18 protein-coding genes and 1 pseudogene are annotated in these 20,298 nt (G+C 70.6%); 8 read left to right on the top strand and 11 right to left on the bottom strand.

Annotated features, from left to right (window positions below; all coding sequences use genetic code 11):
• Positions 1-927 (bottom strand): MMPL family transporter (locus tag AC2VOR_RS21290; protein ID WP_486964467.1); only part of this gene is annotated, 927 nt, incomplete at its 3' end.
• A gap of 342 nt (positions 928-1,269) precedes the next feature.
• Between AC2VOR_RS21290 and AC2VOR_RS21285 the strand changes: the two genes are divergently transcribed.
• Positions 1,270-1,794 (top strand): hemophore, encoded by a 525-nt coding sequence (locus AC2VOR_RS21285; protein WP_369741118.1) that lies wholly within the window; start codon positions 1,270-1,272, stop codon positions 1,792-1,794.
• A gap of 31 nt (positions 1,795-1,825) precedes the next feature.
• Here the strand turns inward: AC2VOR_RS21285 and AC2VOR_RS21280 are convergent, their stop codons facing one another.
• Positions 1,826-3,001: a lysylphosphatidylglycerol synthase transmembrane domain-containing protein gene (locus tag AC2VOR_RS21280; RefSeq protein WP_369741117.1), complete on the bottom strand. Its 1,176-nt coding sequence runs from the start codon at positions 2,999-3,001 to the stop codon at positions 1,826-1,828.
• Between the two features lie 127 nt (positions 3,002-3,128).
• Here AC2VOR_RS21280 and AC2VOR_RS21275 point away from each other — a divergent pair, with 127 nt between their 5' ends.
• Positions 3,129-4,283 carry an AI-2E family transporter gene (locus tag AC2VOR_RS21275; protein ID WP_486964466.1) on the top strand — a complete coding sequence of 385 codons (1,155 nt, stop codon included), beginning with the start codon at positions 3,129-3,131 and terminating at the stop codon, positions 4,281-4,283.
• Positions 4,284-4,301: 18 nt separating this feature from the next.
• On the opposite strand, the gene mmpL3 is transcribed toward AC2VOR_RS21275, so the two are convergent.
• The 3 genes from mmpL3 to trmB are packed head-to-tail and all read right to left on the bottom strand — an operon-like array spanning position 4,302 to position 8,705.
• Complete coding sequence (mmpL3, locus tag AC2VOR_RS21270) at positions 4,302-7,133, bottom strand: trehalose monomycolate exporter MmpL3 (protein WP_369741116.1); 2,832 nt, start codon at positions 7,131-7,133, stop codon at positions 4,302-4,304.
• 49 nt (positions 7,134-7,182) lie between these two features.
• Positions 7,183-7,896, bottom strand: coding sequence for an NYN domain-containing protein (locus tag AC2VOR_RS21265; RefSeq protein WP_369741115.1), 714 nt, complete (start codon positions 7,894-7,896; stop codon positions 7,183-7,185).
• Positions 7,893-8,705 carry a tRNA (guanosine(46)-N7)-methyltransferase TrmB gene (gene trmB / locus AC2VOR_RS21260; RefSeq protein ID WP_486964465.1) on the bottom strand — a complete coding sequence of 271 codons (813 nt, stop codon included), beginning with the start codon at positions 8,703-8,705 and terminating at the stop codon, positions 7,893-7,895. Before trmB ends, AC2VOR_RS21265 begins: the two co-directional genes overlap by 4 nt.
• A 231-nt stretch (positions 8,706-8,936) precedes the next feature.
• On the opposite strand from trmB, the gene AC2VOR_RS21255 reads away from it, so the two are divergent.
• The 3 genes from AC2VOR_RS21255 to AC2VOR_RS21245 all read left to right on the top strand — a co-directional run bounded on the left by AC2VOR_RS21255 (position 8,937) and on the right by AC2VOR_RS21245 (position 13,598).
• A complete protein-coding gene (locus tag AC2VOR_RS21255; protein ID WP_369741113.1) occupies positions 8,937-10,046 on the top strand; it encodes a hypothetical protein in 1,110 nt (369 codons plus the stop codon).
• Positions 10,043-11,596 (top strand): hypothetical protein, encoded by a 1,554-nt coding sequence (locus AC2VOR_RS21250; protein ID WP_369741112.1) that lies wholly within the window; start codon positions 10,043-10,045, stop codon positions 11,594-11,596. The genes AC2VOR_RS21255 and AC2VOR_RS21250 overlap by 4 nt, the downstream gene beginning before the upstream one ends.
• 172 nt (positions 11,597-11,768) lie before the next feature.
• Positions 11,769-13,598, top strand: a complete 1,830-nt coding sequence (locus tag AC2VOR_RS21245) for a phosphoenolpyruvate carboxykinase (GTP) (protein ID WP_369741111.1) — start codon at positions 11,769-11,771, stop codon at positions 13,596-13,598.
• Positions 13,599-13,608: 10 nt separating this feature from the next.
• Here the strand turns inward: AC2VOR_RS21245 and AC2VOR_RS21240 are convergent, their stop codons facing one another.
• From AC2VOR_RS21240 to AC2VOR_RS21225, 4 genes are all read right to left on the bottom strand, one after another.
• Positions 13,609-13,797 (bottom strand): hypothetical protein, encoded by a 189-nt coding sequence (locus AC2VOR_RS21240; RefSeq protein ID WP_486964464.1) that lies wholly within the window; start codon positions 13,795-13,797, stop codon positions 13,609-13,611.
• A gap of 112 nt (positions 13,798-13,909) precedes the next feature.
• Complete coding sequence (locus tag AC2VOR_RS21235) at positions 13,910-14,242, bottom strand: helix-turn-helix domain-containing protein (RefSeq protein ID WP_369741109.1); 333 nt, start codon at positions 14,240-14,242, stop codon at positions 13,910-13,912.
• A 239-nt stretch (positions 14,243-14,481) separates the two neighbouring features.
• Positions 14,482-14,814: a hypothetical protein gene (locus AC2VOR_RS21230; protein ID WP_486964463.1), complete on the bottom strand. Its 333-nt coding sequence runs from the start codon at positions 14,812-14,814 to the stop codon at positions 14,482-14,484.
• Positions 14,814-15,173, bottom strand: a complete 360-nt coding sequence (locus AC2VOR_RS21225) for an AAA family ATPase (protein ID WP_369741107.1) — start codon at positions 15,171-15,173, stop codon at positions 14,814-14,816. The genes AC2VOR_RS21230 and AC2VOR_RS21225 overlap by 1 nt, the downstream gene beginning before the upstream one ends.
• A gap of 98 nt (positions 15,174-15,271) precedes the next feature.
• Between AC2VOR_RS21225 and fadD4 the strand changes: the two genes are divergently transcribed.
• Together fadD4 and AC2VOR_RS21215 are read left to right on the top strand one after the other, a co-directional pair.
• Positions 15,272-16,813 (top strand): fatty-acid--CoA ligase FadD4, encoded by a 1,542-nt coding sequence (fadD4, locus tag AC2VOR_RS21220; RefSeq protein WP_486964462.1) that lies wholly within the window; start codon positions 15,272-15,274, stop codon positions 16,811-16,813.
• A 2-nt stretch (positions 16,814-16,815) separates the two neighbouring features.
• Positions 16,816-17,766 carry an enoyl-CoA hydratase/isomerase family protein gene (locus AC2VOR_RS21215; RefSeq protein WP_369741800.1) on the top strand — a complete coding sequence of 317 codons (951 nt, stop codon included), beginning with the start codon at positions 16,816-16,818 and terminating at the stop codon, positions 17,764-17,766.
• A gap of 2 nt (positions 17,767-17,768) precedes the next feature.
• On the opposite strand, the gene AC2VOR_RS21210 is transcribed toward AC2VOR_RS21215, so the two are convergent.
• Positions 17,769-18,923, bottom strand: coding sequence for an acyl-CoA dehydrogenase family protein (locus AC2VOR_RS21210; protein ID WP_369741105.1), 1,155 nt, complete (start codon positions 18,921-18,923; stop codon positions 17,769-17,771).
• A gap of 38 nt (positions 18,924-18,961) precedes the next feature.
• Here AC2VOR_RS21210 and AC2VOR_RS21205 point away from each other — a divergent pair, with 38 nt between their 5' ends.
• Entirely contained in the window at positions 18,962-19,966 is a 1,005-nt protein-coding gene (locus AC2VOR_RS21205) for a MaoC family dehydratase (RefSeq protein WP_486964461.1), read from the top strand.
• Between the two features lie 45 nt (positions 19,967-20,011).
• Here AC2VOR_RS21205 and AC2VOR_RS21200 read toward each other — a convergent pair.
• Positions 20,012-20,298: pseudogene (locus AC2VOR_RS21200) on the bottom strand (class I SAM-dependent methyltransferase); the annotation flags it as partial.

The raw sequence follows: 20,298 nt of genomic DNA, 5'->3' as shown, positions 1-20,298 counted from the left end.
GGTGGCCATCGACTTCAGCGCCGGGGTGTTGATCAGGTAGATGGCGGTCATGGAGGCGATGACGGTCAGCCCGGACAACACCACGGCCAGCCCGGAGGTGGCCATCGCGGCGTCGACGGCCTCGCGGGGCTGCCGGCCGGAGCGCAGTTCCTCGCGGAAGCGCATCAGGATGAACAGCGAATAGTCGACGGCCAGCGCGATGCCGAACATCGACACCGTCGGCGCCGCGAACACCGACATGGTCGTGTAGTCGGACAGCAGGTAGACCAACCCCATGGTGACCACGACGGTGCAGATACCCAGGGCGAGCGGGATCGCGGCGGCCGCCAGGGACCCGAACACCGCCAGCAGGACGATCAGGATGATCGGCAGGTTCCAGCGTTCGGCGGCCGCGATGTCGTGCTTGGTGTTGGCCGCCGCCGCGGCGCTGAGCGCGCCCTGGCCGATGACGTAGAGCCGCACCCGGCCGTTGGCGGTGTGACCCGGGTGATCGCCCTGGACGCCGATCCTGGTGCGCAGCTGTTTGGCGACGTCGCTGGTGCCGGAGTTGTGGGCGTCCAGCCGCAGCGACAACACGTAGGGCCGGTCGGGTTGCGGCGGCCGCTGCCGCGGACTGGGTGCCTCGGCCACGCCGGGGGACTGCCCGACGATCCCGCGCAGCTCCGCGACCGCGTCGCTCATGTCCTGGTAGGTGGCGTCCGGGCGGGGTGCGGCCACCAGCGCCAGCGACGACGCCCCCAGGTCGCGGTACTGATCCTGCAGCTGGTCGTGGACCAGCAGCGACTGGGAGCCGGCCACCTCGAAACCACCGCCGGTGAGGTTGCCCGACTGCGTCAACGCCAGGTAGATCGCCGGTACCAGCGCCAGCAGCCAGCCCGCGAACACGACCCAGCGGTATCTGCGCAGGCTGCGGCTGACGCGCATCATGTACTGCTGGATGTTGGGCTCCCCGGTCTTCTCACGCGACGCGTGCAGGCGAGGATACCGCAGCCGCCTGTGTAGGCGTTCGGCTTATTCGCATCCTGAGCTGCGGCAACACCGATGTTGCCAAGACGCGGCCAAGTCGTTGCACATCGGTGACCTCAGCCGTCGCGGGGGATATCGATCACATGCGTTGGCAGCCGCACCGCCGGGCTGGCAGGATGGCCGATGGCCGCGCGAGGGGTTGGGGAACTCTGCGAGAAAAGGGCCGTTGACCGCAGTCGATCCGACGGCGTGCCAACCGGGGGAAATCCGGTCGCGCCGTCGCAAGCTTGGAGGATTTCTTCGATGACCACAGGCCCCGCGACCGTGCGCCGCAGACTGCGCAGCTTCTCGCTCGGAACGCTCGCCGCGTTGGTGCCGGGCGCCGTCGCCGCGGTGGCGGTGGCGGCCGGGCCGCCCGCGAGTGGGGCCAAGGACCCGTGCTCGGCCAGCGAGGTCGCCCGCACGGCCGGTTCGGTCGTCAAGTCGATGGGCGACTACCTGGACTCGCACCCCGAGACCAACCAGACGATGACCGCGTTGCTGCAGGAGCAGCCCGGGCCGCAGTCCCTCGGGTCGCTGAAGACCTATTTCGAGGCCAACCCCAAGGTCGCCGCCGACATGCAGAAGATCTCCGACCCGCTGACCGGGTTGTCGCTGCAGTGCAAGGTGCCGATCAGCATCCCGCAGGCCATGGGCATGATGCAGCAGATGCAGGGCGCCGGCGCGCTGCCGGTCGGTGGGACGGGCGCCCCGCCCGCGGCGACCGGACCAGCGCCGGTGGCCGCCAACCCGCTGTCGGGCCCGTCGCGCAACAACACCGTCGGCTAGCGGTGTCGGTGACACCGCCCGAGGACGCGCGTCAGCCCCCGGTCTCCGGTTCGTGCTCGGGCGGCGGCAGGGGACCCTGCAGGGCCGTTTCGGTCGGGTCTGCCGACTCCCGATCCGGCATGGGTGAGCGCGCGGCCAGGGCGTCGTCGTAGTCCGGGACGGCGGAGTCATCGGCGTTCTCGGTGCGGAACACGAAGAAGAACACCACCCAGCCGACGGCGGCGATCAGCAACCAGCTGATCAGCCGGTAGATCAGCATGGCCGAGATGGCGCTGGGCAGTGACATGCCACTGGAGACCAGGCCCGGCACCAGCACCGCCTCGACGACCAACAGCCCGCCGGGCATCAGCGGTATCGTGCCGACCGCGCGGGCGGCTGCGTAGGCGACCGTCAACCCGGCGACCGACGCGTGGTCGCCGGCCGCGTAGGCCGCGAAGCCCAGGCAGGCGACGTCGGCGATCCAGTTGAACAGCGACCAGCTGAACGCCACGGCCAGGTCGCGCCGGCCCAGGCTCACCGACTCCAGCTGCATCAGCGTCTCGCGCCACTTGTCCAGGCCGGTGTCGGCGGGCCGGCCGCGCACCGAGTTGACCCACGACAACACCCGGCAACCGATGCCGTCGATCAGCTCCGGGCGCGAGGCCACCGCCTGGGCCAGCAGCAGCAGCGCGACGAAGCCGCCCAGGGTGAACAGCAGCGAGAACGGGTTGTTCTTGGCGCCCAGGAAGAACGCCCCGCCCAGGCCCAGCAGCGCCAGACCCACCGCCTGCAGCACCCCGGACATCACCAGCTGCCACGACGCGACCACCGTCGAGGCGCCCCAGATCCGCTGCTGGCGCAGCAGGAACGTGGCCGAGAGCACCGGCCCGCCGGGCAGGGTGGTGCTCAGCGAGTTGGCGGCGTAGAAGGCGGCCTCCGACCGCAGCTGTTTGACGTGGACCCCGGCGGACTTCAGCAGGGTTCGCTGGATCTGGGCAAAGCTGTGCATCGACGCGGCGGCCGCCGCCACCGCCGCCAGCAGCCACCACCAGTTGGCCTCGTAGACGCTCACCCAACCCTTGGTCAGCTGGTCCCAGCCGAGCGAGACCTCGACGGCGAGCACGATCCCGACGATGCCGAGAATGACCCACCGCAGCCACCAGTACTTGCCGCGCGAGGTCTCCTCGCGCGACACGTCGAGCTTGCGGGCGGGTGCGTCGTGAGACACGTGCTTTAGGGTAACGGTGCAGGTGGCGCGGCAGTCGGGACGCGGCTCCGGCCGTGTCGCCGTCGTAACCGGATCGTGCCGGCGTTCGAGACCCGGGGGCGGCCGCGGCGATGACTAGGCTGGCGCAATGTCGGGAAACGTCGACAAACCCTCTGATGCGGCCTCCGTCGAGCCCCTGGTCCGCAAAACCGCGGCCTGGGCGTGGCGTTTGCTGGTCATCTTTGCCGCGCTGGTCGCACTGGCCTGGCTTCTCAAGAAACTCGAGATCATCGTCGTACCGGTGTTGTTGGCGCTGATGCTGAGCGCCCTGCTGGTGCCGGCGGTCGACTGGATGGACCGCCGCGGCCTGCCCCGCAGCGGGGCGGTGGCGCTGGTCCTGCTCGGCGGGCTCGCGAGCCTGGGCGGCATCCTGGCCTTCGTCGTCACCCAGTTCATCGACGGCCTGCCCGGCCTGACCGACCAGGTCACCCAGAGCATCGACTCCACCCGCAGGTGGCTCATCCAGGGGCCGCCGCACCTGAGCGGCGACCAGATCGACAGCGCGGGCAACGCCGCGATCGAGGCCCTGCGCAACAATCAGGCGAAACTGACCAGCGGCGCGCTGTCCACCGCCGCCACCATCACCGAGCTGGTCACGGCCGCGGTGCTGGTCCTGTTCACCCTGATCTTCTTCCTCTACGGCGGGCGCAACATCTGGCAGTACGTCGCCAAGATCATCCCCGCCCACTCCCGCGACCGGGTGCTCGCGGCTGGCCACGCGGGGTACGGCTCTTTGATCGGGTACGTGCGGGCCACGTTCCTGGTGGCGCTGACCGACGCCGCCGGCGTCGGCACCGGCCTGGCGATCATGGGGATACCGCTGGCCCTGCCCCTGGCCTCGCTGGTGTTCCTGGGCGCCTTCATCCCACTGGTCGGTGCTGTGATCGCCGGTTTCCTGGCCGTGATGGTCGCGCTGCTGGCCAAGGGGTTCGTCTACGCGCTCATCACGCTGGGCCTGCTGGTGGTGGTGAACCAGATCGAAGCCCATCTGCTGCAGCCGCTGGTGATGGGGCGCGCGGTCTCCATCCACCCGCTCGGGGTGGTGCTGGCGATCTCCACCGGCGGTGTGCTCGCCGGGATCGTCGGCGCCCTGCTGGCCGTGCCGTCGGTCGCCTTCCTCAACAACGCGCTGCAGGTGCTGCTAGCCCGCGATCCCGACGCCGAAGTCAGGAAGCAGACCGGCGACGCCGAGGACGTCGGGGTCATCGTCCGGGCGGAACCCGACCAGCCCGCGGACGCCTGAGACTGAGCGCCGCCGGACCTACAGCCGGCCCTCGCGGCGCAGCAGGTCCTGAGCGCTGAGCGCGCCGCCGATGCGACGGCGCTGGCGCGCCTTGTCGGTGTCGTCCTGCTGTCCGGGTTCCTGCCCGCGGGCGTTGAGCTTCTCCGTGGCGGTCTCGGAGTCGTCGGCCTCCGAGCGCATGACCGGCATGGCCTTGGTGGGGTCCGCGGGATCGCCCGCCTCGGCCTTGTTGGCCGCGTCCTCGGCCGGGACCGGAATGGCCCGGGTCTGACCGGCGGACGGCGGCGGCGCCGGAGGTGAGGGGGGCCGCGCGGGGGCGGGTTGGCCCGGGCCGCGGGAGTCGGCGGGCCGTTCCCGGCCGGGCGGTTTCTGGTTTCCGGTCGCGGCGCTCGCGCTCCGGTCCGGCGCGTCGGCCCGGGTGGGTCCCGACGGGCTGCCGGACGGGCGGGGCCGCGCCGGCTCGGGCGCGCCCGGATGCGTGGGGTCGTGCGGTGTCCGCGGGGCGGCGGCGACCAGCGCGCCCGCCGAGACGGGGGGCCGCGCGGGCCGGCCGTTGATCGTGGGCCGCTTGCGCTCGTCGGGCAGGTCGATCTCGCCCAGGCCGATGCGGTTCTGCAGCCGCCGAGCCCAGCGGGGCGCCCACCAGCAGTCGTCGCCGAGCAGCTTCATCACCGATGGCACGAGGAACATCCGCACCACGGTCGCGTCCAGCAGCAGCGCCGCCATCAGCCCGAAGGCCAGGTACTTCATCATCACCAGGTCGGAGAACACGAACGACCCGGCGACCACGGCGAGCACCAGCGCGGCGGCGGTGATGATCCGCCCGGTGGTGGCGGTGCCGATCCGGATGGCCTCCGCCGTGGACATGCCGCGTTCCCGCGCCTCGACCATCCGCGACACCAGGAACACCTCGTAGTCGGTGGCCAGGCCATAGCCCACCGCCACGACGAGGGCGATCACCGGCGCGGTCAGCGGGGTGGCGGTGAAGTTGAGCCACTTCGAGAAGTGCCCGTCGACGAAGATCCACGTCAGGATGCCCATGGTGGACCCCAGCGTCAGGGCGCTCATCACCGCAGCCTTGACCGGCAGCACGAACGACCCGAACGCCAGGAACATCAACAGCATGGTCGCGGTCAGCAGCACGACGAGCATGAGCGGCATCTGGGCGAACAGGCTGTGGATCGAGTCCTGTTCGAGGGCCGGCGTGCCACCGACCCATATCTCGAGCCCCTTGGGCGGGGCGATCGCGCGCAGCTCGCTCAGCTTCTTCGGGGCATCACCGGGGTTGATCAGCCCGTTCTGCAGCACCCGGACCGACGGGTCCTTCGACGCTCCCGGTGCGTAGCTGCGCTCCTGCCACATCTTCGACGGATCGTTGTCCGGGTCGATGAAGCCGCTGATAGACATCGCCCGGTTGCGGACGTCGGCGATCTGGGCGTCGGTGACGGGCTGGTGGTTGGTCGTCTGGATCACCAGTGTCAACGGATTGGTGCGGTAGCCGGGGAAGAGCTTGTCGAAATGCTCCTGCGCCAGGCGCACCGAGTTGTCGGGCGGCAGGTACTTCTCGCTCATGCCGCCCAGCTTCAGGTTGCCTAGCGGGATGACCAGCAGGATCATGCCGACGACGATCGGGATGGCGAACACCAGCGGCCGCTTCATCACCCAGTTGACCAGCTTGCCCCAGAAGCCGGCCTCGACCTCTTCGCGGGTCTTCGTCTTCTGCAGGCGGTCGGCGAGCCAGTTGAGGTAGGCGCGCGAGACCTTCCAGTTGCGCAGGAAGGGCACGCGGAACAGCGTCCGCACGCCAAGGGCGTCGACGTGCTTACCCAGGATGCCCAGGCAGGCGGGCAGCAGCGAGATCGACAGCAGGGCGGCCAGCCCCACCGCGGCGATCAGCGCGTAGGTCAGCGACTTCACGAAGCCCTGCGGCAGCATCAACAGGCTCGCGCCCGACGCGATGATCAGCACCGCCGAGAACGCGATGGTGCGCCCGGCCGTCATCACGGTGCGCCGCACCGCCGCCTCGGTGTCGTAGCCCTCGGCGATCTCCTCCCGGAACCGGCTCACCACGAACAGGCCGTAGTCCACCGCGATACCCAGCCCGATCAGCGAGACCACCGGCTGGGCGAAGAAGTGCACCGGCCCGAAGACCGCGAGCAGCCGCAGGATGCCCAGGCCGCCCGCGATGCTCAACCCGCCGACCATCACCGGCAGGCAGGCGGCGATCACGCCGCCGAACACCAGGAACAGGACCACCGCCACCAGCGGCAGCGCCAGCACCTCCATCCGGCGCTGGTCGGTCGCGATGGTCCCGGTCAGCGCGTTGGCCACCGGTTCGAGCCCGGCCAGCTGCACCGTGCCGCCGTCCAGCTTCTGCAGGGCCGGGGCGACGTCCTTGTAGTTGTTCAGGATGGTGTCGTCGTCATCGCCCTTGAGCGGTATGGAGACGAACGTGTACTTCTTGTCGTCGGTGGCCATGCCCTTGACCACGGGGTTGGTGGTGTCGGGGGCGCGGAGGTAGCCGGCCCAGCCCAGCACCTCCTTGGAGTGGTCCTTCTGGAACTTGTTGAGCTCGTCGGTGATCTTCTTCGACCAGGCCGGATCGTTGACGGTCTTGCCGTTGGGGGCCTTGAAGATGGCGACGATGTGGCCGCTGCGGTCCCGTCCGTAGACGTTGTCGCCCAGGATCGAGGCCTTCACTGACTGGCTGCCGTCGTCGTAGAAACCGCTCTGCGTGACGTGCTTGCCCAGGCTTATGCCGAACACGCCACCGATCAGGCACAGAGCTACCGTGACCCCGATAACGATGTACCGGTAGCGGTACACAGTTCGACCCCACCAGGCGAACACGCAAGCTCCTTACTGGATCGTTACCGACCCGCGCATAGGTTTCCCAGTGTCACACACGGGTGGTCAACAGCGCTGACAGCGGCCGGAACGGCTGCAGCCACGCCCCCTGATCTGGCAGCGAATCCAAACCGATCCGCGGCAACGGTTCCCTGAAGACACCGGCGATGTCCTCCAGGTCGACGAAATCCAAGGTATCCGACGCTAGCGCCCAACTCGCGTGTTCGCGAAATCCGAGCACCTGCACCGGCACCCCGGTGTGGGCGATCTGCTCGAGCGGCTCCCGGAACGCCTGACCGTCGGCCGAGGCCACGACCAGCGCCGCGAGCCCCTCTCGGCGCCGCTGTTCGATGTGGGCGAGCATGTCCCGGTCGACGTCGCTGTCCTCATCGATCTTCGGTTTGGCGAAGACCGCGAACCCCACGTTACGCAGGGCGTCCACCCAGGGCCGGACCACCTCGGCACTGCCCGGGGCGATGTTGGTGAAGACGGTCGCCTCGGGTTCGACGACGACCCCGGGACTCTCGGCGCTGACCTCGGCCGTCCGGGCCAGCAGCCAGCGCCCCAGTGCGTCGAAACGCGGACGCTCCAGCGCGGTCGGCCGCCGGCCCAGGATGGAACCCAAACCCATGTCGAGGTTGGGTGCGTCCCACACCAGTAGGACCCGCCCGCCCGACGGCGAGAAGCCCGACAGGCCGGAACCGGCCGCGTCGGCCGGGGATTCCAGGGATTCCGGCGTCGCTGTGGCCTCTTCCGCCAGGCTCATGCTCGCCTCGTCCAGATCAACTCGGTCACGGCGCTGCCCGCCTCGTGCGCCTTGGTCTCGTACTTGGTGGTGGGGCGGGCGACCGAGATAGGCAACTCGGTGCCGGGCTCGACCCGGCGCAGTCGCGGTTCGCCCATCCCGGCCTCGGCGATGTGCTGGGCGTAACCCGGGTGGTCCGTCGCCGCGTGCAGGACACCACCGGGGAGTAGCCGGTCCGCGATCATGCCAATCGTGACCGGCTGCAGGAAGCGGCGCTTGTGGTGGCGCGCCTTCGGCCATGGATCCGGGAAGAAGACGCGGACCCCGCTCAGCGAGCCCGGGGCGATCAGGCGCTGCAGCACGTCGATCCCGTTGCCGCGGATCAGCCGGATGTTGCCGACCTGTTCCCGGTCGATCGCGCAGAGCAGCTGGGCCAGGCCCCGCCGGTAGACCTCGACCGCGATCACGTCGACGTCGGGCTCCGCCTGTGCCATGGCCAGCGTCGACGACCCGCTGCCGCAACCGATCTCGAGCACCACCGGTGCGGCGCGGCCGAACCAGGCACGGGTGTCCAGCGGCTCGCCGCCCGGGACCTCCTGCTCACCCAGCGACAGACCGAGCTGCGGCCACCGGCGGTCCCAGGTGTCGCGCTGGGCCCCGGACAGCGCGGAACGCCGCGAGCGGAACGCCGTGGCCGGCAGGCGACGCTGTTCGTGACCGGCCCCGGACGGGCCCGGGGCGGGCAGCATGCCCTGCGCCCCCGCATCCACCGGTGTGTCGGGCCGTACCCCCACGCCGGGTTGCGAATGCATTTGTTCATCGTGGCCCATAAACGCCCCTGAATGCGCGATGTGGCCGCCCCTGGTCCGGATTGATACCCAACGGTTGCCTTCGGCTGGTAACAGATGAACGGTGGCTCGCATCTCTTTAGTCCAGGTGCCACCATTCGGTGGTACCGCCCGGCGACGACGCGGGCCGTGCCCGGCAAACGCACCGGCCTCGGAAACGAGGCTACAGCCGGGTGCACCGGGGCGGGCGGGCCGGACGGACGGGGGCAGGGCATGAACGGGCAGGGTCACCGGATGTTCGTCGACGAGCTGACGCGATTCGCCGCCGGGCACGCCGACCCCCGGGTGACGGCGATCGCCGAGCGCACCGCCGAACCGCTGCGCGTGGTGGTCCGCGGGCGCCGGGGGGCGGGACGCAGCACCGTGGCGCGCGCCCTGCAAGCGGCGGGGGAGCGGGCCGCCACCGGGCCGGCGACGTTCTCGGAGACACCGGCGGCGCGCCCGGTGGGCTCCGGTGCCGAACTGATCGTCCACGTGGTCGCCGAGGTGATCAAACCCGAGGACGCCGACGCGATCGCGGCCGCCCGGCAGCCGGTGCTGGCGGTGCTGAGCAAGGCCGACCTGGTCGGCTCGCTGTCGGGCCGCACCGGTGACGGGCCGACGGCGGCGGCGCGCGCCCGGTGCGCCGATCTCGCGGCACTCGCCGGGGTGCCCGTCGAGCCGATGATCGGGTTGCTCGCCGTTGCCGCGCTCGACGGTCTCGACGACGGCCTGTGGGCCGCGCTGCGGGTGCTGGCCGACGGGCCCGGCCACGCCGACCTCTTCGATCAGTCCTGCGACGGGTTCCTCGCGGCGGACGTCGCGGTACCCGCCGACGTCCGGCTGCGCCTGCTGGACGCGCTGGGCCTGTTCGGCGCCGCCCTCGCGGTGGCCGCGCTGCGCCAGGGCAGGACGGAGGCGCAGATCCGGGTTCTGCTGCGCCGGATGAGCCGCGTCGATGCCGTCCTGGGCGGGCTGTCGGCCGTCGGCGCCGAGGTGCGCTACCGGCGGGTCCTCGATGCCGTCGCCGAACTGGAGGCCCTCGCCGTCGGCGACGAGCGGATCAGCGGCTTCCTCACCCGCGACAACACGGTGGTGGCCAGGATGGCCGCAGCGGTCGACGTCGCGGAGGCGGCCGGGCTCGAGGTCGGCCCCGTCTCCGCCGAGGGCGCCGACGCCGACGCGGCCGCACACCTGCCGCGGGCCGTGCGGTGGCAGCGCTACAGCCTGGGCCCCGTCAGCGACCTGCACCGCGCCTGCGGCGCGGACATCGCCCGCGGGTCGCTGCGGCTGTGGTCACGGGCCTGCGGCTCGCTGCCCGAGCAGTCGGGAAAGGCGTGGTGAGCGGCGACGCGCCCGACAGCGACGATCCGGTCGCCGGGGTCGACGCCCGCGTCGGGGCGGCGGCGCCCCAGCTGGGTCCGCCCACCCTCACCCGCCGCGACGTGGTGCTGGTCACCGGACCCTGGCTGGCCGGCGTGACCGCGGTCGCCGACGCGCTGCGCGAGCGGCTGCCGCAGCACAAGTTCGTCGAGTCGACGGACCTCGGTCCCGGTGACGCGCCGACGGCGGTGGTGTTCGTCGTGTCGGCGGCGGCCCCATTGACCCCGTCCGACTGCGCGCTGCTCGACGCCGCGGCCGCCGGCACCGACGTGGTGGTGGGGGTCGTGTCGAAGATCGACGTGCAGCACGGCTGGCGCGACGTGCTCGAGACCGACCGCGAGACGCTGGCCGCGCACGCGCCCCGCTACGCCGCGGTGCCGTGGGTGGGCGCGGCCGCGCTGCCCGACCTCGGCGAGCCCCGGATGGACGAGGTAGTCGAGTGCGTGAGCGCCCGGATCGCCGATCCCGACCTGGCTCGGCGCAACCGGTTGCGGGCGTGGGAGGCGCGGCTGCGGCGCGCCGCGCAACGCTTCGATCGCGACGCCGACGGGCCCGGCCGCCGGGCCCGCGTCGATGCGCTGCGGGACGAGCGCGGCGCCGCGTTGCGGCAGCGGCGCCAGACGAGATCCGAGCGGACCATCACGCTGCGCGGTCAGATGCAGCAGGCGCGGGTCCAGTTGTCCCACTTCGCGCGCAACCGCTGCGCGTCGGTGCGGACCGAGTTGCAGGAGGACGCCGCGAGGCTGTCGCGGCGGGACATGCCCGGCTTCGAGGCTCGGGCGCGCGGGCGGGCCGACGAGGTGGTCGCCGAGGTCAGCGAGGGCACCGCCGCCCACCTGGCGGACGTGGCCCAGGTGGTGGGCCTGCCCCTGGATCTCCCGGGCCTCGAGCTGGACCCGGGGGAGCTGCCGTCGGTCGCCGCCGCCGCCCCGCCCCTCAGGTCGCGGCGGCAGGAGACCTGGCTGATGACGCTGCTGGGCGCCGGATTCGGGTTGGGCGTGGCGCTGACGCTGAGCCGGACGGTGTCCGGCCTGGCCCCGCGGCTAGCTCCCGGACTTCAGATCGCCGGTGCGGTGGTCTGCGTGGCGGTCGGGCTGGCCGTCACGTTCCTGGTGGTCTACCTGCGCGGCCTGCTGCACGACCGCGCGCTGCTGGACCGCTGGGCGGGCGAGCTGACGTCGTCGCTGCGCTCCGTTGCGGAGGAGTTGGTCGCGACCCGGGTGTTGACCGCCGAGTGGGCGCTGAGCACTGCCCTGGTCGTCCGTGACGAGGCCGAGAACGCGCAGGTCGGCGAGCGGGTCAGCGCCATCGACTCCGAGCTGCGCGAGCACGCCGTCGCGGCGGCGCGGGCCGCCGCGACGCGGGACAGGGAGATGCCGGCGCTGGATGCTGCACTCGAAATCGTGCGTGAGGAATTGGGCGAACCGGGTATGCGCCCGCCTGAGTGCCCGGCCGAGGGTGCCGATGCCAGCGAACCGCCGCCTAGGAGCGCGAATGACCGTGATTGCTGACTTTTGGCCCTGGTTTCTGAATCGTTGTAGTGAGCAGGCTTATACCCGCCCGAGCCCTACTCGACAAGTTGCTCACGATAACCTGTAGTTAACGCCACCATGTCAATCGTTGTGTGGGCGTGGCTATAAGTACAGACGCCCGTAAGCACGCAGGAGAATCCAGGAGAGTTCGATGACCTCAGCGACCATTCCCGGTCTGGATAACGCGCCGACGAAGCACCAGGGTCTGCTGTCATGGGTCCAGGAGGTCGCCGAGCTCACGCAGCCCGACCGGGTGGCGTTCGCCGACGGTTCCGACGAGGAGTGGCAGCGCCTGTGCGAGCAGTTGGTGGCGGCGGGCACGTTCAGGCGGGTGAACCCGAAGAACTTCCCCAATTCGTTCGTGGCGCAGTCGGATCCCTCCGACGTGGCGCGGGTGGAGTCCCGGACCTTCATCTGCTCGGAGCGCGAGGAGGACGCGGGGCCGACCAACAACTGGAAAGACCCCGCCGAGATGCGGTCGACCCTGACCGACTTGTACCGCGGCTGCATGCGCGGCCGCACCATGTGGGTGGTGCCGTTCTGCATGGGCCCGCTGGGCGCCGAGGACCCCAAGCTGGGCGTGGAGATCACCGACTCCGAATACGTCGTTGTCTCCATGAAGGTGATGACCCGCATGGGCAAGGCCGCGCTGGAGAAGATCGGCGACGACGGATTCTTCGTCAAGGCGCTGCACTCCGTCGGCGCGCCGCTGGAACCGGGCCAGAAGGACGTGCCCTGGCCGTGCAACGACACCAAGTACATCACCCACTTCCCGGAGACCCGGGAGATCTGGAGCTACGGCTCGGGCTACGGCGGTAACGCGCTGCTGGGCAAGAAATGCTACGCGCTGCGCATCGCCTCGGTCATGGCCCGCGACGAGGGCTGGCTGGCCGAGCACATGCTGATCCTCAAGCTGATCTCCCCGGAGAACAAGGCCTACTACATTGCGGCGGCGTTCCCGTCGGCGTGCGGCAAGACCAACCTGGCCATGCTGCAGCCCACCATCGAGGGCTGGCGCGCCGAGACCCTGGGCGACGACATCGCCTGGATGCGGTTCGGCAAGGACGGCCGGCTCTATGCCGTCAACCCCGAGGCCGGGTTCTTCGGCGTGGCGCCGGGCACCAACTGGAAGTCCAACCCCAACGCCATGCGGACCATCGCGGCCGGCAACACGGTGTTCACCAACGTCGCGCTCGACGACGACGGCGACGTGTGGTGGGAGGACCTGGAGGGCGAGCCGCAGCACCTGATCGACTGGAAGGGCAACGACTGGTACTTCCGCGAGACCGAAACCACGGCGGCGCACCCGAACTCGCGCTACTGCACCCCCATGTCGCAGTGCCCGATCTTGGCGCCGGAGTGGGACGACCCGCAGGGTGTGCCGATCTCCGCGATCCTGTTCGGCGCCCGCCGCAAGACGACGGTCCCGCTGGTGACGCAGGCCCGCGACTGGCAGCACGGGGTGTTCATGGGGGCCACCATGGGCTCCGAGCGCACCGCCGCCGCCGAGGGCAAGGTGGGCGACGTGCGGCGCGACCCGATGGCGATGCTGCCGTTCATGGGCTACCACGTCGGTGACTACATGCAGCACTGGATCGACGTGGGCAAGAACTCCGACGAGTCCAAGCTGCCGAAGGTGTTCTTCGTCAACTGGTTCCGCCGCGGCGAGGGCGGCAAGTTCCTGTGGCCCGGGTTCGGGGAGAACAGCCGGGTGCTCAAGTGGGTCATCGACCGCATCGAGCACACGGCCGGTGGCCAGGACACCGCGATCGGCACGGTGCCGTCGGTCGAGGACATCGACATGGACGGCCTCGACGCCAGTGCCGAGGATGTGGCGGCGGCGCTGGCCGTCCGGCCCGCCGAATGGCGCGAGGAGCTGTCGCTGATCAAGGAGTGGTTCGAGTTCATCGGCGACAAGCTGCCCACCGGCGTCAAGGACGAGTTCGAGGCGCTCAAGCAGCGGCTGGCCGAGGCCGGGTAACCGCTCGCGGTCAGGAGCTGCGCCGTCGACGGCTCTCGATCGGCTTCACCGTTGCCGGGGTGGGCGGTGTTTCGGGGTTCCTGAGCGCGGGATGCACGCCGCCGAATTTCTTGCTCAGCCGGTCGCGCTTGCGGCCGATCAGATCGATCACCTCGGCGGTCGCCGACTCGTCCCCTCGATCGTGACTGCGGTTGTGCACCGGATTTCTTCGGGCGTTCGGCCGCCGTGGCGGCGGCTGTGCTGCCACGCTATGGCGGGGATCGCGGGCGCACATCCGTAGCCGGGTACGCGATCTCGAACGCCGTCAGGGCTTAGCGGTCGGCGGCCCCGAGCTTGGTGCAGGCGTGCAGGATGTGGCCCTCGACGGTTCGCGTCGAGACCACCAGCCGCTCTGCGATTTCGCGGGTGCTCAGCCCCGCGACCAGCAGGTTGGCGATCTCGCGTTCCCGGGCGCTGAGCGGCAGCGGCCGGGTGGCCGCGGTCAGCGCCGGCGTGTGCATGCCGCCGCAGGCCAGGGCGATGCGCGCGGCGTGCGCGGCCGCCTCGGTGGCCCGGCGGCGATCGCCGTGCGCGCGGAACATCTCGGCCGCCTGCGCGGCGGCCTCGGCCCGCCCGAGCCCGCAATAAGCCTGAGCCAGAGACATTCTCGGCACGCGCCATCAGGCGGCCGATTCGGTGGTCAGCGCCGCGACCGTCTGTTCCAGGCGCGCCGCGGCCGCGGCGAAGTTCCCGCGCGCGAGGTCGACCGTGCCGGCCGACATGGTGACCAGCCCCCAGCGCAGCTACTGGTGGGTCGAGAAGATCTGGCCGCCGTCGCCCGCGGGTGCCTCGGCGGCGTCGAATTCCCCGGCCAGGACCAGGGCCCAGGTCTCGGCGTAGGCCATCAGGTGGCGCAACACGCCGTCGACCCGGTTCTCGATCTGGCGGCCCCGCTCGGCCAGGGCCGCGACATGGTCGCCGCGCCCCAGGAAGGGCGAGGACGCTCACCGTGGCGCGCCCGCGCAGCTGCCAGATGCCGCGCACCCGGCGCAGTGTGCCGGCCTCCACGGCCCACCCGCCCGACCAGCTCGATGGACTGCTTCTTGTCGAACGGCCGCAGGTCCAGGCGCCGCAGATAGCGGTCCTTCCACAGCGAGGTGATCGCGTCGGGCACCGGCTCGTCGGCCCTGACGTTGGCCACCAGCGGCACGGACCGCTCCAGCGCGAGTTGATGCACTAGCCTGTGGCCGACGGGTCGTCGAGCAGGTGCGCGTCGTCGACGCCGAGCACCGTGCCGGGATCGGCGGTCAGCGCGTCGCGGGCCGCCGCGAGGAACGCCGTCGGGTCGCGGGTGGTCCCCGCCCCGACGAGGTAGGTGAACGAGCCCAGCGGGATGCCGCGCGACGACGCCGTTGCGGCCACCCAGCGCACCCGGTTGGGCAGCGACCCGGCGACGTCGCGGGCCAGGGTGGTCTTCCCGACGCCGGCCTGCCCGACCACCACGACGCCGGCGGTGGGGCCCCGCCCTGTCAGGGCGGCGCGGACCGCCGCGAACTCCGGCTCGCGGCGCACCAGCGGCCAATCGTCGGCGCCCACCAGAGCAAGTTAGCGCCAGCAGAGGTAAAAGCCCCACCTTTCCGGTGCAGAAAGGGGGCTTTTACGTCTGGTCGGCGGGTGGGTAATACAGTCTGCGCATGGAGATCCGCCCCCACACTTCCGCCCGGGGAGGCGCGGGCAAGCCCGCGGTCATCCTCCACCCGACGGGCACGGTCGTCACCTTCGATGAGCTCGAGGCGCGGGCCAACCGGCTGGCGCACTACTTCCGCCAGGCCGGCCTGGTCGAGGGCGACGCCGTCGCGATCCTGATGGAGAACAACGAGCACATCCACGCGGTGATGTGGGCGGCGCGCCGCAGCGGCCTGTACTACGTGCCGATCAACACCCACCTGACCGCGGCCGAGGCCGCCTACATCGTCGACAACAGCGCCGCCAAGGCGATCGTCGGCTCGGCGGCGCTGCGCAAGATCTGCGAGAACCTCGGCGAGCACCTGCCCGGCGGCCTGCCGGAGCTGCTGCTGATCGCCTCGGGCGAGGAGGATGCCGATCTGCCCGGGTGGCAGCGCTACCCCGAATGCGTTTCCGACCAACCCGATACGCCCATCGACGACGAACTCGAGGGCGACCTGCTGCAGTACTCCTCGGGCACCACGGGCCGCCCCAAGGGCATCAAACGCGAACTCCCGCATCTCCCGCCCTCCGACGCGCCCGGCATGATGTCGGCGCTGGTGAGTTTCTGGATGACCCCGGACTCGATCTACCTGAGCCCGGCGCCGCTGTACCACACCGCGCCGTCGGTGTGGTCGATGAGCGCGCAGGCCGGGGGCATCACCACGGTGGTGATGGAGAAGTTCGACCCGGAGGGCTGCCTCGAGGCGATCCAGCGCTACCACGTCACGCACGGTCAGTTCGTGCCGGCGATGTTCACCAGGATGCTCAAACTGCCTGAGGCGGTGCGTAATTCGTACGACCTGTCCAGCCTGCAGCGGGTGATGCACGCGGCGGCCCCGTGCCCGGTGGAGATCAAGAAGCAGATGATCGACTGGTGGGGTCCCATCATCGACGAGTACTACGCATCCTCGGAGGCGATCGGGTCGACGCTGATCAGCTCCGAGGAGTGGCTGGCCCACCCGGGTTCGGTCGGCAAGCCGATGTCGTGTGAGATCCACATCCTCGACGAGGCCGGCAATGAGCTGCCACCGGGTGCGGCCGGAGAGATCTACTTCGCCGGAGGCTACGACTTCGAATACCTCAACGACGAGGAGAAGACCGCCTCCTCACGCGACCACCGCGGATGGGTGACGGTCGGCGACGTCGGCTACGTCGACGACGAGGGGTACCTCTATCTGACTGACCGCCGGCACCACATGATCATCTCCGGCGGGGTGAACATCTACCCGCAGGAGGCCGAGAACCTTCTGGTCACCCACCCGAAAGTCCTTGACGCGGCGGTGTTCGGCATCCCCGACGACGAGATGGGCCAGAGCGTCAAGGCGGTGGTGCAGACGGTGGACCCGGCCGACGCCACCGAGGCGTTCGCCGCGGAACTGCTTGATTGGCTGCGGGATCGCCTGTCGCACTACAAGTGTCCGCGGTCGATCTCGTTCGAGGCGCAGCTGCCGCGCACGGACACCGGCAAGCTCTACAAGGGGGAGCTGGTCAAGAAGTACTCGATGTGACGCTGCGCGTCGTCGACCTGGCCGAGCCGGCGGACGCCGACGAGCTCCTGCCGGCAGGGGAGCCGCCCGGCGTGCTGGTCGCCGCCGGACCGGTCGCCGGTGCATCCGAATTCTGGCTCGAGCGAGCGACTTTCACCCTCACCGAACAGCGTTGCGCGGACCGGCGGGCCGTCACCGTCGACTCCGTGCCCGACGCCCTGGCCGAGCTCGGCGAGCGCTGCGGGCGCTGGCCGCACGCCAGCAGCGTCTGCGACGACGTGCTGCGCTCGATCGACCCCGTCGGCCCGGCGCTGGCCGGCGTGTTGACCGAGTCGCTGGCCTACTCGACACTGCAGGCGGGTCCGGAGTTCGCGCGCTGGCTCGCGCAGCGTGGGCCCGCGCGCGTGCCCGGCAGCGCCGAGCCGGTGCAGGCGCGCCGCGACGGCGACGTCCTGCGGATCAGGTTCAACCGCCCGCGCCGGCACAACGCGTTCTGCACCGGGGCGCGCGCCGCGCTGCTGGAGGCGCTGGCCGTCGCCCGGCTGGACCCGTCGGTGACCGAGGTGGTGCTGAGCGGCAACGGGCCGTCGTTCTGCAGCGGGGGAGACCTGGCCGAGTTCGGCACGCTCGCCGACCCGGCGAGCGCACACCTGGCCCGCACCCGCCACAGCCCCGCCCTGGCGCTCGACGCGCTCACCGCCAGGCTGGGCCGGGACTGCCGCGCCGAGGTGCACGGCCGGGTACTGGGCAGCGGCCTGGAGATGGCGGCCTTCTGCGGGTGGGTCGCCGCGGAGGCCGACTCGGTGTTCGGGCTGCCCGAGCTGGCGCTGGGCCTGATCCCGGGCGCCGGCGGGACCGTCAGCGTGACCCGGCGCATCGGGCGTTGGCGCACCGCGTACCTGGTGTTGTCGGGACGCACCATCGGCGCCGACACCGCGCTCGCCTGGGGGCTGGTGGACGCGATCACCCAGTGACGTCAGAGGCCGCCGCGGGCCACCAGTTGCGTGGCGATCACGTTGCGCTGGATCTCATTGGTGCCCTCGCCGACGATCATCAACGGCGCGTCGCGGAAATACCTTTCGACGTCGTACTCGGTGGAGTAGCCGTAGCCGCCGTGGATGCGCACGGCGTTCAGGGCGATCTCCATCGCCACCTCGGACGCGAACAGCTTGGCCATCCCGGCCTCCATGTCGGCGCGCTCGCCGCTGTCGTAGCGCTCGGCCGCATAGCGGGTGAGTTGACGGGCCGCGGTCAGCTTGGTGGCCATCTCGGCCAGATAGTTGCCGATCGACTGGTGCTGCCAGATCGGCCGGCCGAAGCTCTCCCGCTGCCGGGCATAGTCCAGCGCGTCCTCGAGCGCGGCCGTGGCCACCCCCAGCGCCCGGGCCGCCACCTGGATCCGGCCCGTCTCGAGGCCTTTCATCATCTGCGCGAAACCCCGGCCCGGCTCGCCGCCCAGGACGGCCGAGCGCGGAGCGCGGTAACCGTCGAAGGACAGCTCGCAGGCTTCGACGCCCTTGTAGCCCAGCTTCGGCAGGTCCCGCGAGACCGTCAGGCCGGGCCCGTGCTCGACGAGCAGCACCGAGATGCCCGTGTGCCGCGGCGTGGCGTACGGGTCGGTCTTGCATAGCAGCGCGATCAGCCCGGAGCGGCGCGCGTTGGAGATCCAGGTCTTGGACCCGTTGATCAGCAGGCCGTCGGAGCCGTCGGGCAGCGCGGTCGTCGACATGTTCTGCAGGTCCGAACCACCGTCCGGCTCGGTCAGCGCCATGGTGGCCCGCAGCTCACCGGTGGCCATCGGCGGCAGGTACGTCCGCTTCTGCTCCTCGGTGCCGAACAGCGTCAGCAGCTTGGCCACCACGGTGTGGCCGCCCATCGCGCCGGCCAGGCTCATCCAGCCGCGCGCCAGCTCCTGGGTGACCCGCACGTAACAGGGCGTCGACACCGGCGACCCGCCGTACTCCTCGCCGATCGCCAGGCCGTAGATGCCGATCCGCTTCATCTGCTCGATCCACGCCTCGGGGTAGGTGTTGGCGTGCTCCACCTCGCGGACGGTCGGCTTGACGTCGCGGTCGACGAACGCCCGAACTGTGGCCACCAGCATGTCTTCTTCGTCTGTCACGCATGCCATATTGCCCCCGATCGAACGGGCTGCCAGCATGTGGCGTTGTGACTTACGTTGGAACCCGCGAGGGCGGCCCCTACTTCGACGACCTGTCGGTGGGCCAGGTGTTCGACTGGGCGCCCGCCGCGACGCTCTCGCCCGGCCTGGCGGCCGCACACCAGGCGATCGTGGGGGACCGGTTGCGGCTGTCCCTCGACGGCGCCCTGTGCACCGCGGTGACCGGCGAGCCCGGCCCGCTGGCACACCCGGCGCTGGTCTGCGACGTCGCGATCGGGCAGTCCACCGTGGCCACCCAGCGCGTCAAGGCCAACCTGTTCTACCGCGGTCTGACGTTCCACCGCTTCCCGGTGGTCGGCGACACCATCTACACCCGCACGGAAGTGGTTGGGCTGCGCGCCAACTCGGTGAAGCCGGGACGCGCGCCGACGGGCATGGCGGCGCTGCGGATGATCACGATCGACCACGCCGAGCGCGTGGTGCTCGACTTCTACCGGTGCGCCATGCTGCCGGCGAGCCCCGGCTGGACACCCCCGGCGGAGCCCGGCGACGACCTGTCGGCCATTGGCGCCGACGTGCCGCAGGCATCCGGCCCTACCGTGCACTGGGACGGCGATGTCTTTCGGAAAATGGTGCCCGGCCCGCATTTTGACGCCGGACTGGCTGGTGCGGTGCTGCACAGCACCGGTGACGTGGTCAGCAGTGCTCCCGAACTCGCTCGTCTCACGCTGAACATCGCGGCCGCCCATCACGATTCGCGAATCGGCGGACGCCGGCTCGTTTACGGAGGCCACACCATCGGGCTGGCGTTCGCGCAGGCGAGCAGGTTGCTGCCCAACCTGGCGACGGTGCTGGGCTGGCAGTCCTGCGACCACACCGGGCCGGTGTACGAGGGCGACACCCTCTACAGCGAGCTGCAGGTCGAATCCGCCGAGCCCGCCGGCGACGGGGGCGTCCTCGGGCTTCGCTCACTCGTCTACGCGGCCGGCGACACCGAGGGCGAGCCCGACCGGCCGGTGCTGGACTGGCGTTTCAGCGCGCTGCATTTCTGATCTGAACGGCGGTGGCGCTATGTGGTGTCGCCCCGGGGTCGGCCGTCAGGTCTGGACCGCAACCAAGGACTTGATCAATCCAGCAAATCGTTCGTACCAGATGACCGAGGTGGGAAAGTAGCGGCGCATCTGCGAAATTCCGATCAAGTCGATCTCATCGACCTGCTCCTGCGCGTCCTCACGGGTGTAGGTCCGAACGTGACCACGGTTCCAGCGGATCGACACCTGCACGCGCGCTTCGTAGGGCAGCCACTGCATGCCCGGAAAGAGCCAGTGCGGTTCGATCGGAAAATACCGGTATGGCGTCTGCACCCAATGGCGGTCGGCCAGGG

The sequence above is a fragment of the Mycobacterium sp. TH-M103 genome, from assembly GCF_057473785.1.
The sequence above is the reverse complement of the archived record's forward strand: the minus strand, read 5'-3'. Positions and strand labels throughout refer to the sequence as shown.

Bases quoted from the DNA above. Each gene is read 5' to 3' on its own strand.
- fadD4 (WP_486964462.1), top strand. From the start codon at position 15,272: ATGGAGATCCGCCCCCACACTTCCGCCCGGGGAGGCGCGGGCAAGCCC.
- AC2VOR_RS21235 (WP_369741109.1), bottom strand. From the start codon at position 14,242: ATGTCTCTGGCTCAGGCTTATTGCGGGCTCGGGCGGGCCGAGGCCGCC.
- AC2VOR_RS21255 (WP_369741113.1), top strand. From the start codon at position 8,937: ATGAACGGGCAGGGTCACCGGATGTTCGTCGACGAGCTGACGCGATTC.
- AC2VOR_RS21265 (WP_369741115.1), bottom strand. From the start codon at position 7,896: ATGAGCCTGGCGGAAGAGGCCACAGCGACGCCGGAATCCCTGGAATCC.
- AC2VOR_RS21245 (WP_369741111.1), top strand. From the start codon at position 11,769: ATGACCTCAGCGACCATTCCCGGTCTGGATAACGCGCCGACGAAGCAC.
- AC2VOR_RS21210 (WP_369741105.1), bottom strand. From the start codon at position 18,923: ATGGCATGCGTGACAGACGAAGAAGACATGCTGGTGGCCACAGTTCGG.
- AC2VOR_RS21275 (WP_486964466.1), top strand. From the start codon at position 3,129: ATGTCGGGAAACGTCGACAAACCCTCTGATGCGGCCTCCGTCGAGCCC.
- AC2VOR_RS21285 (WP_369741118.1), top strand. From the start codon at position 1,270: ATGACCACAGGCCCCGCGACCGTGCGCCGCAGACTGCGCAGCTTCTCG.
- trmB (WP_486964465.1), bottom strand. From the start codon at position 8,705: ATGGGCCACGATGAACAAATGCATTCGCAACCCGGCGTGGGGGTACGG.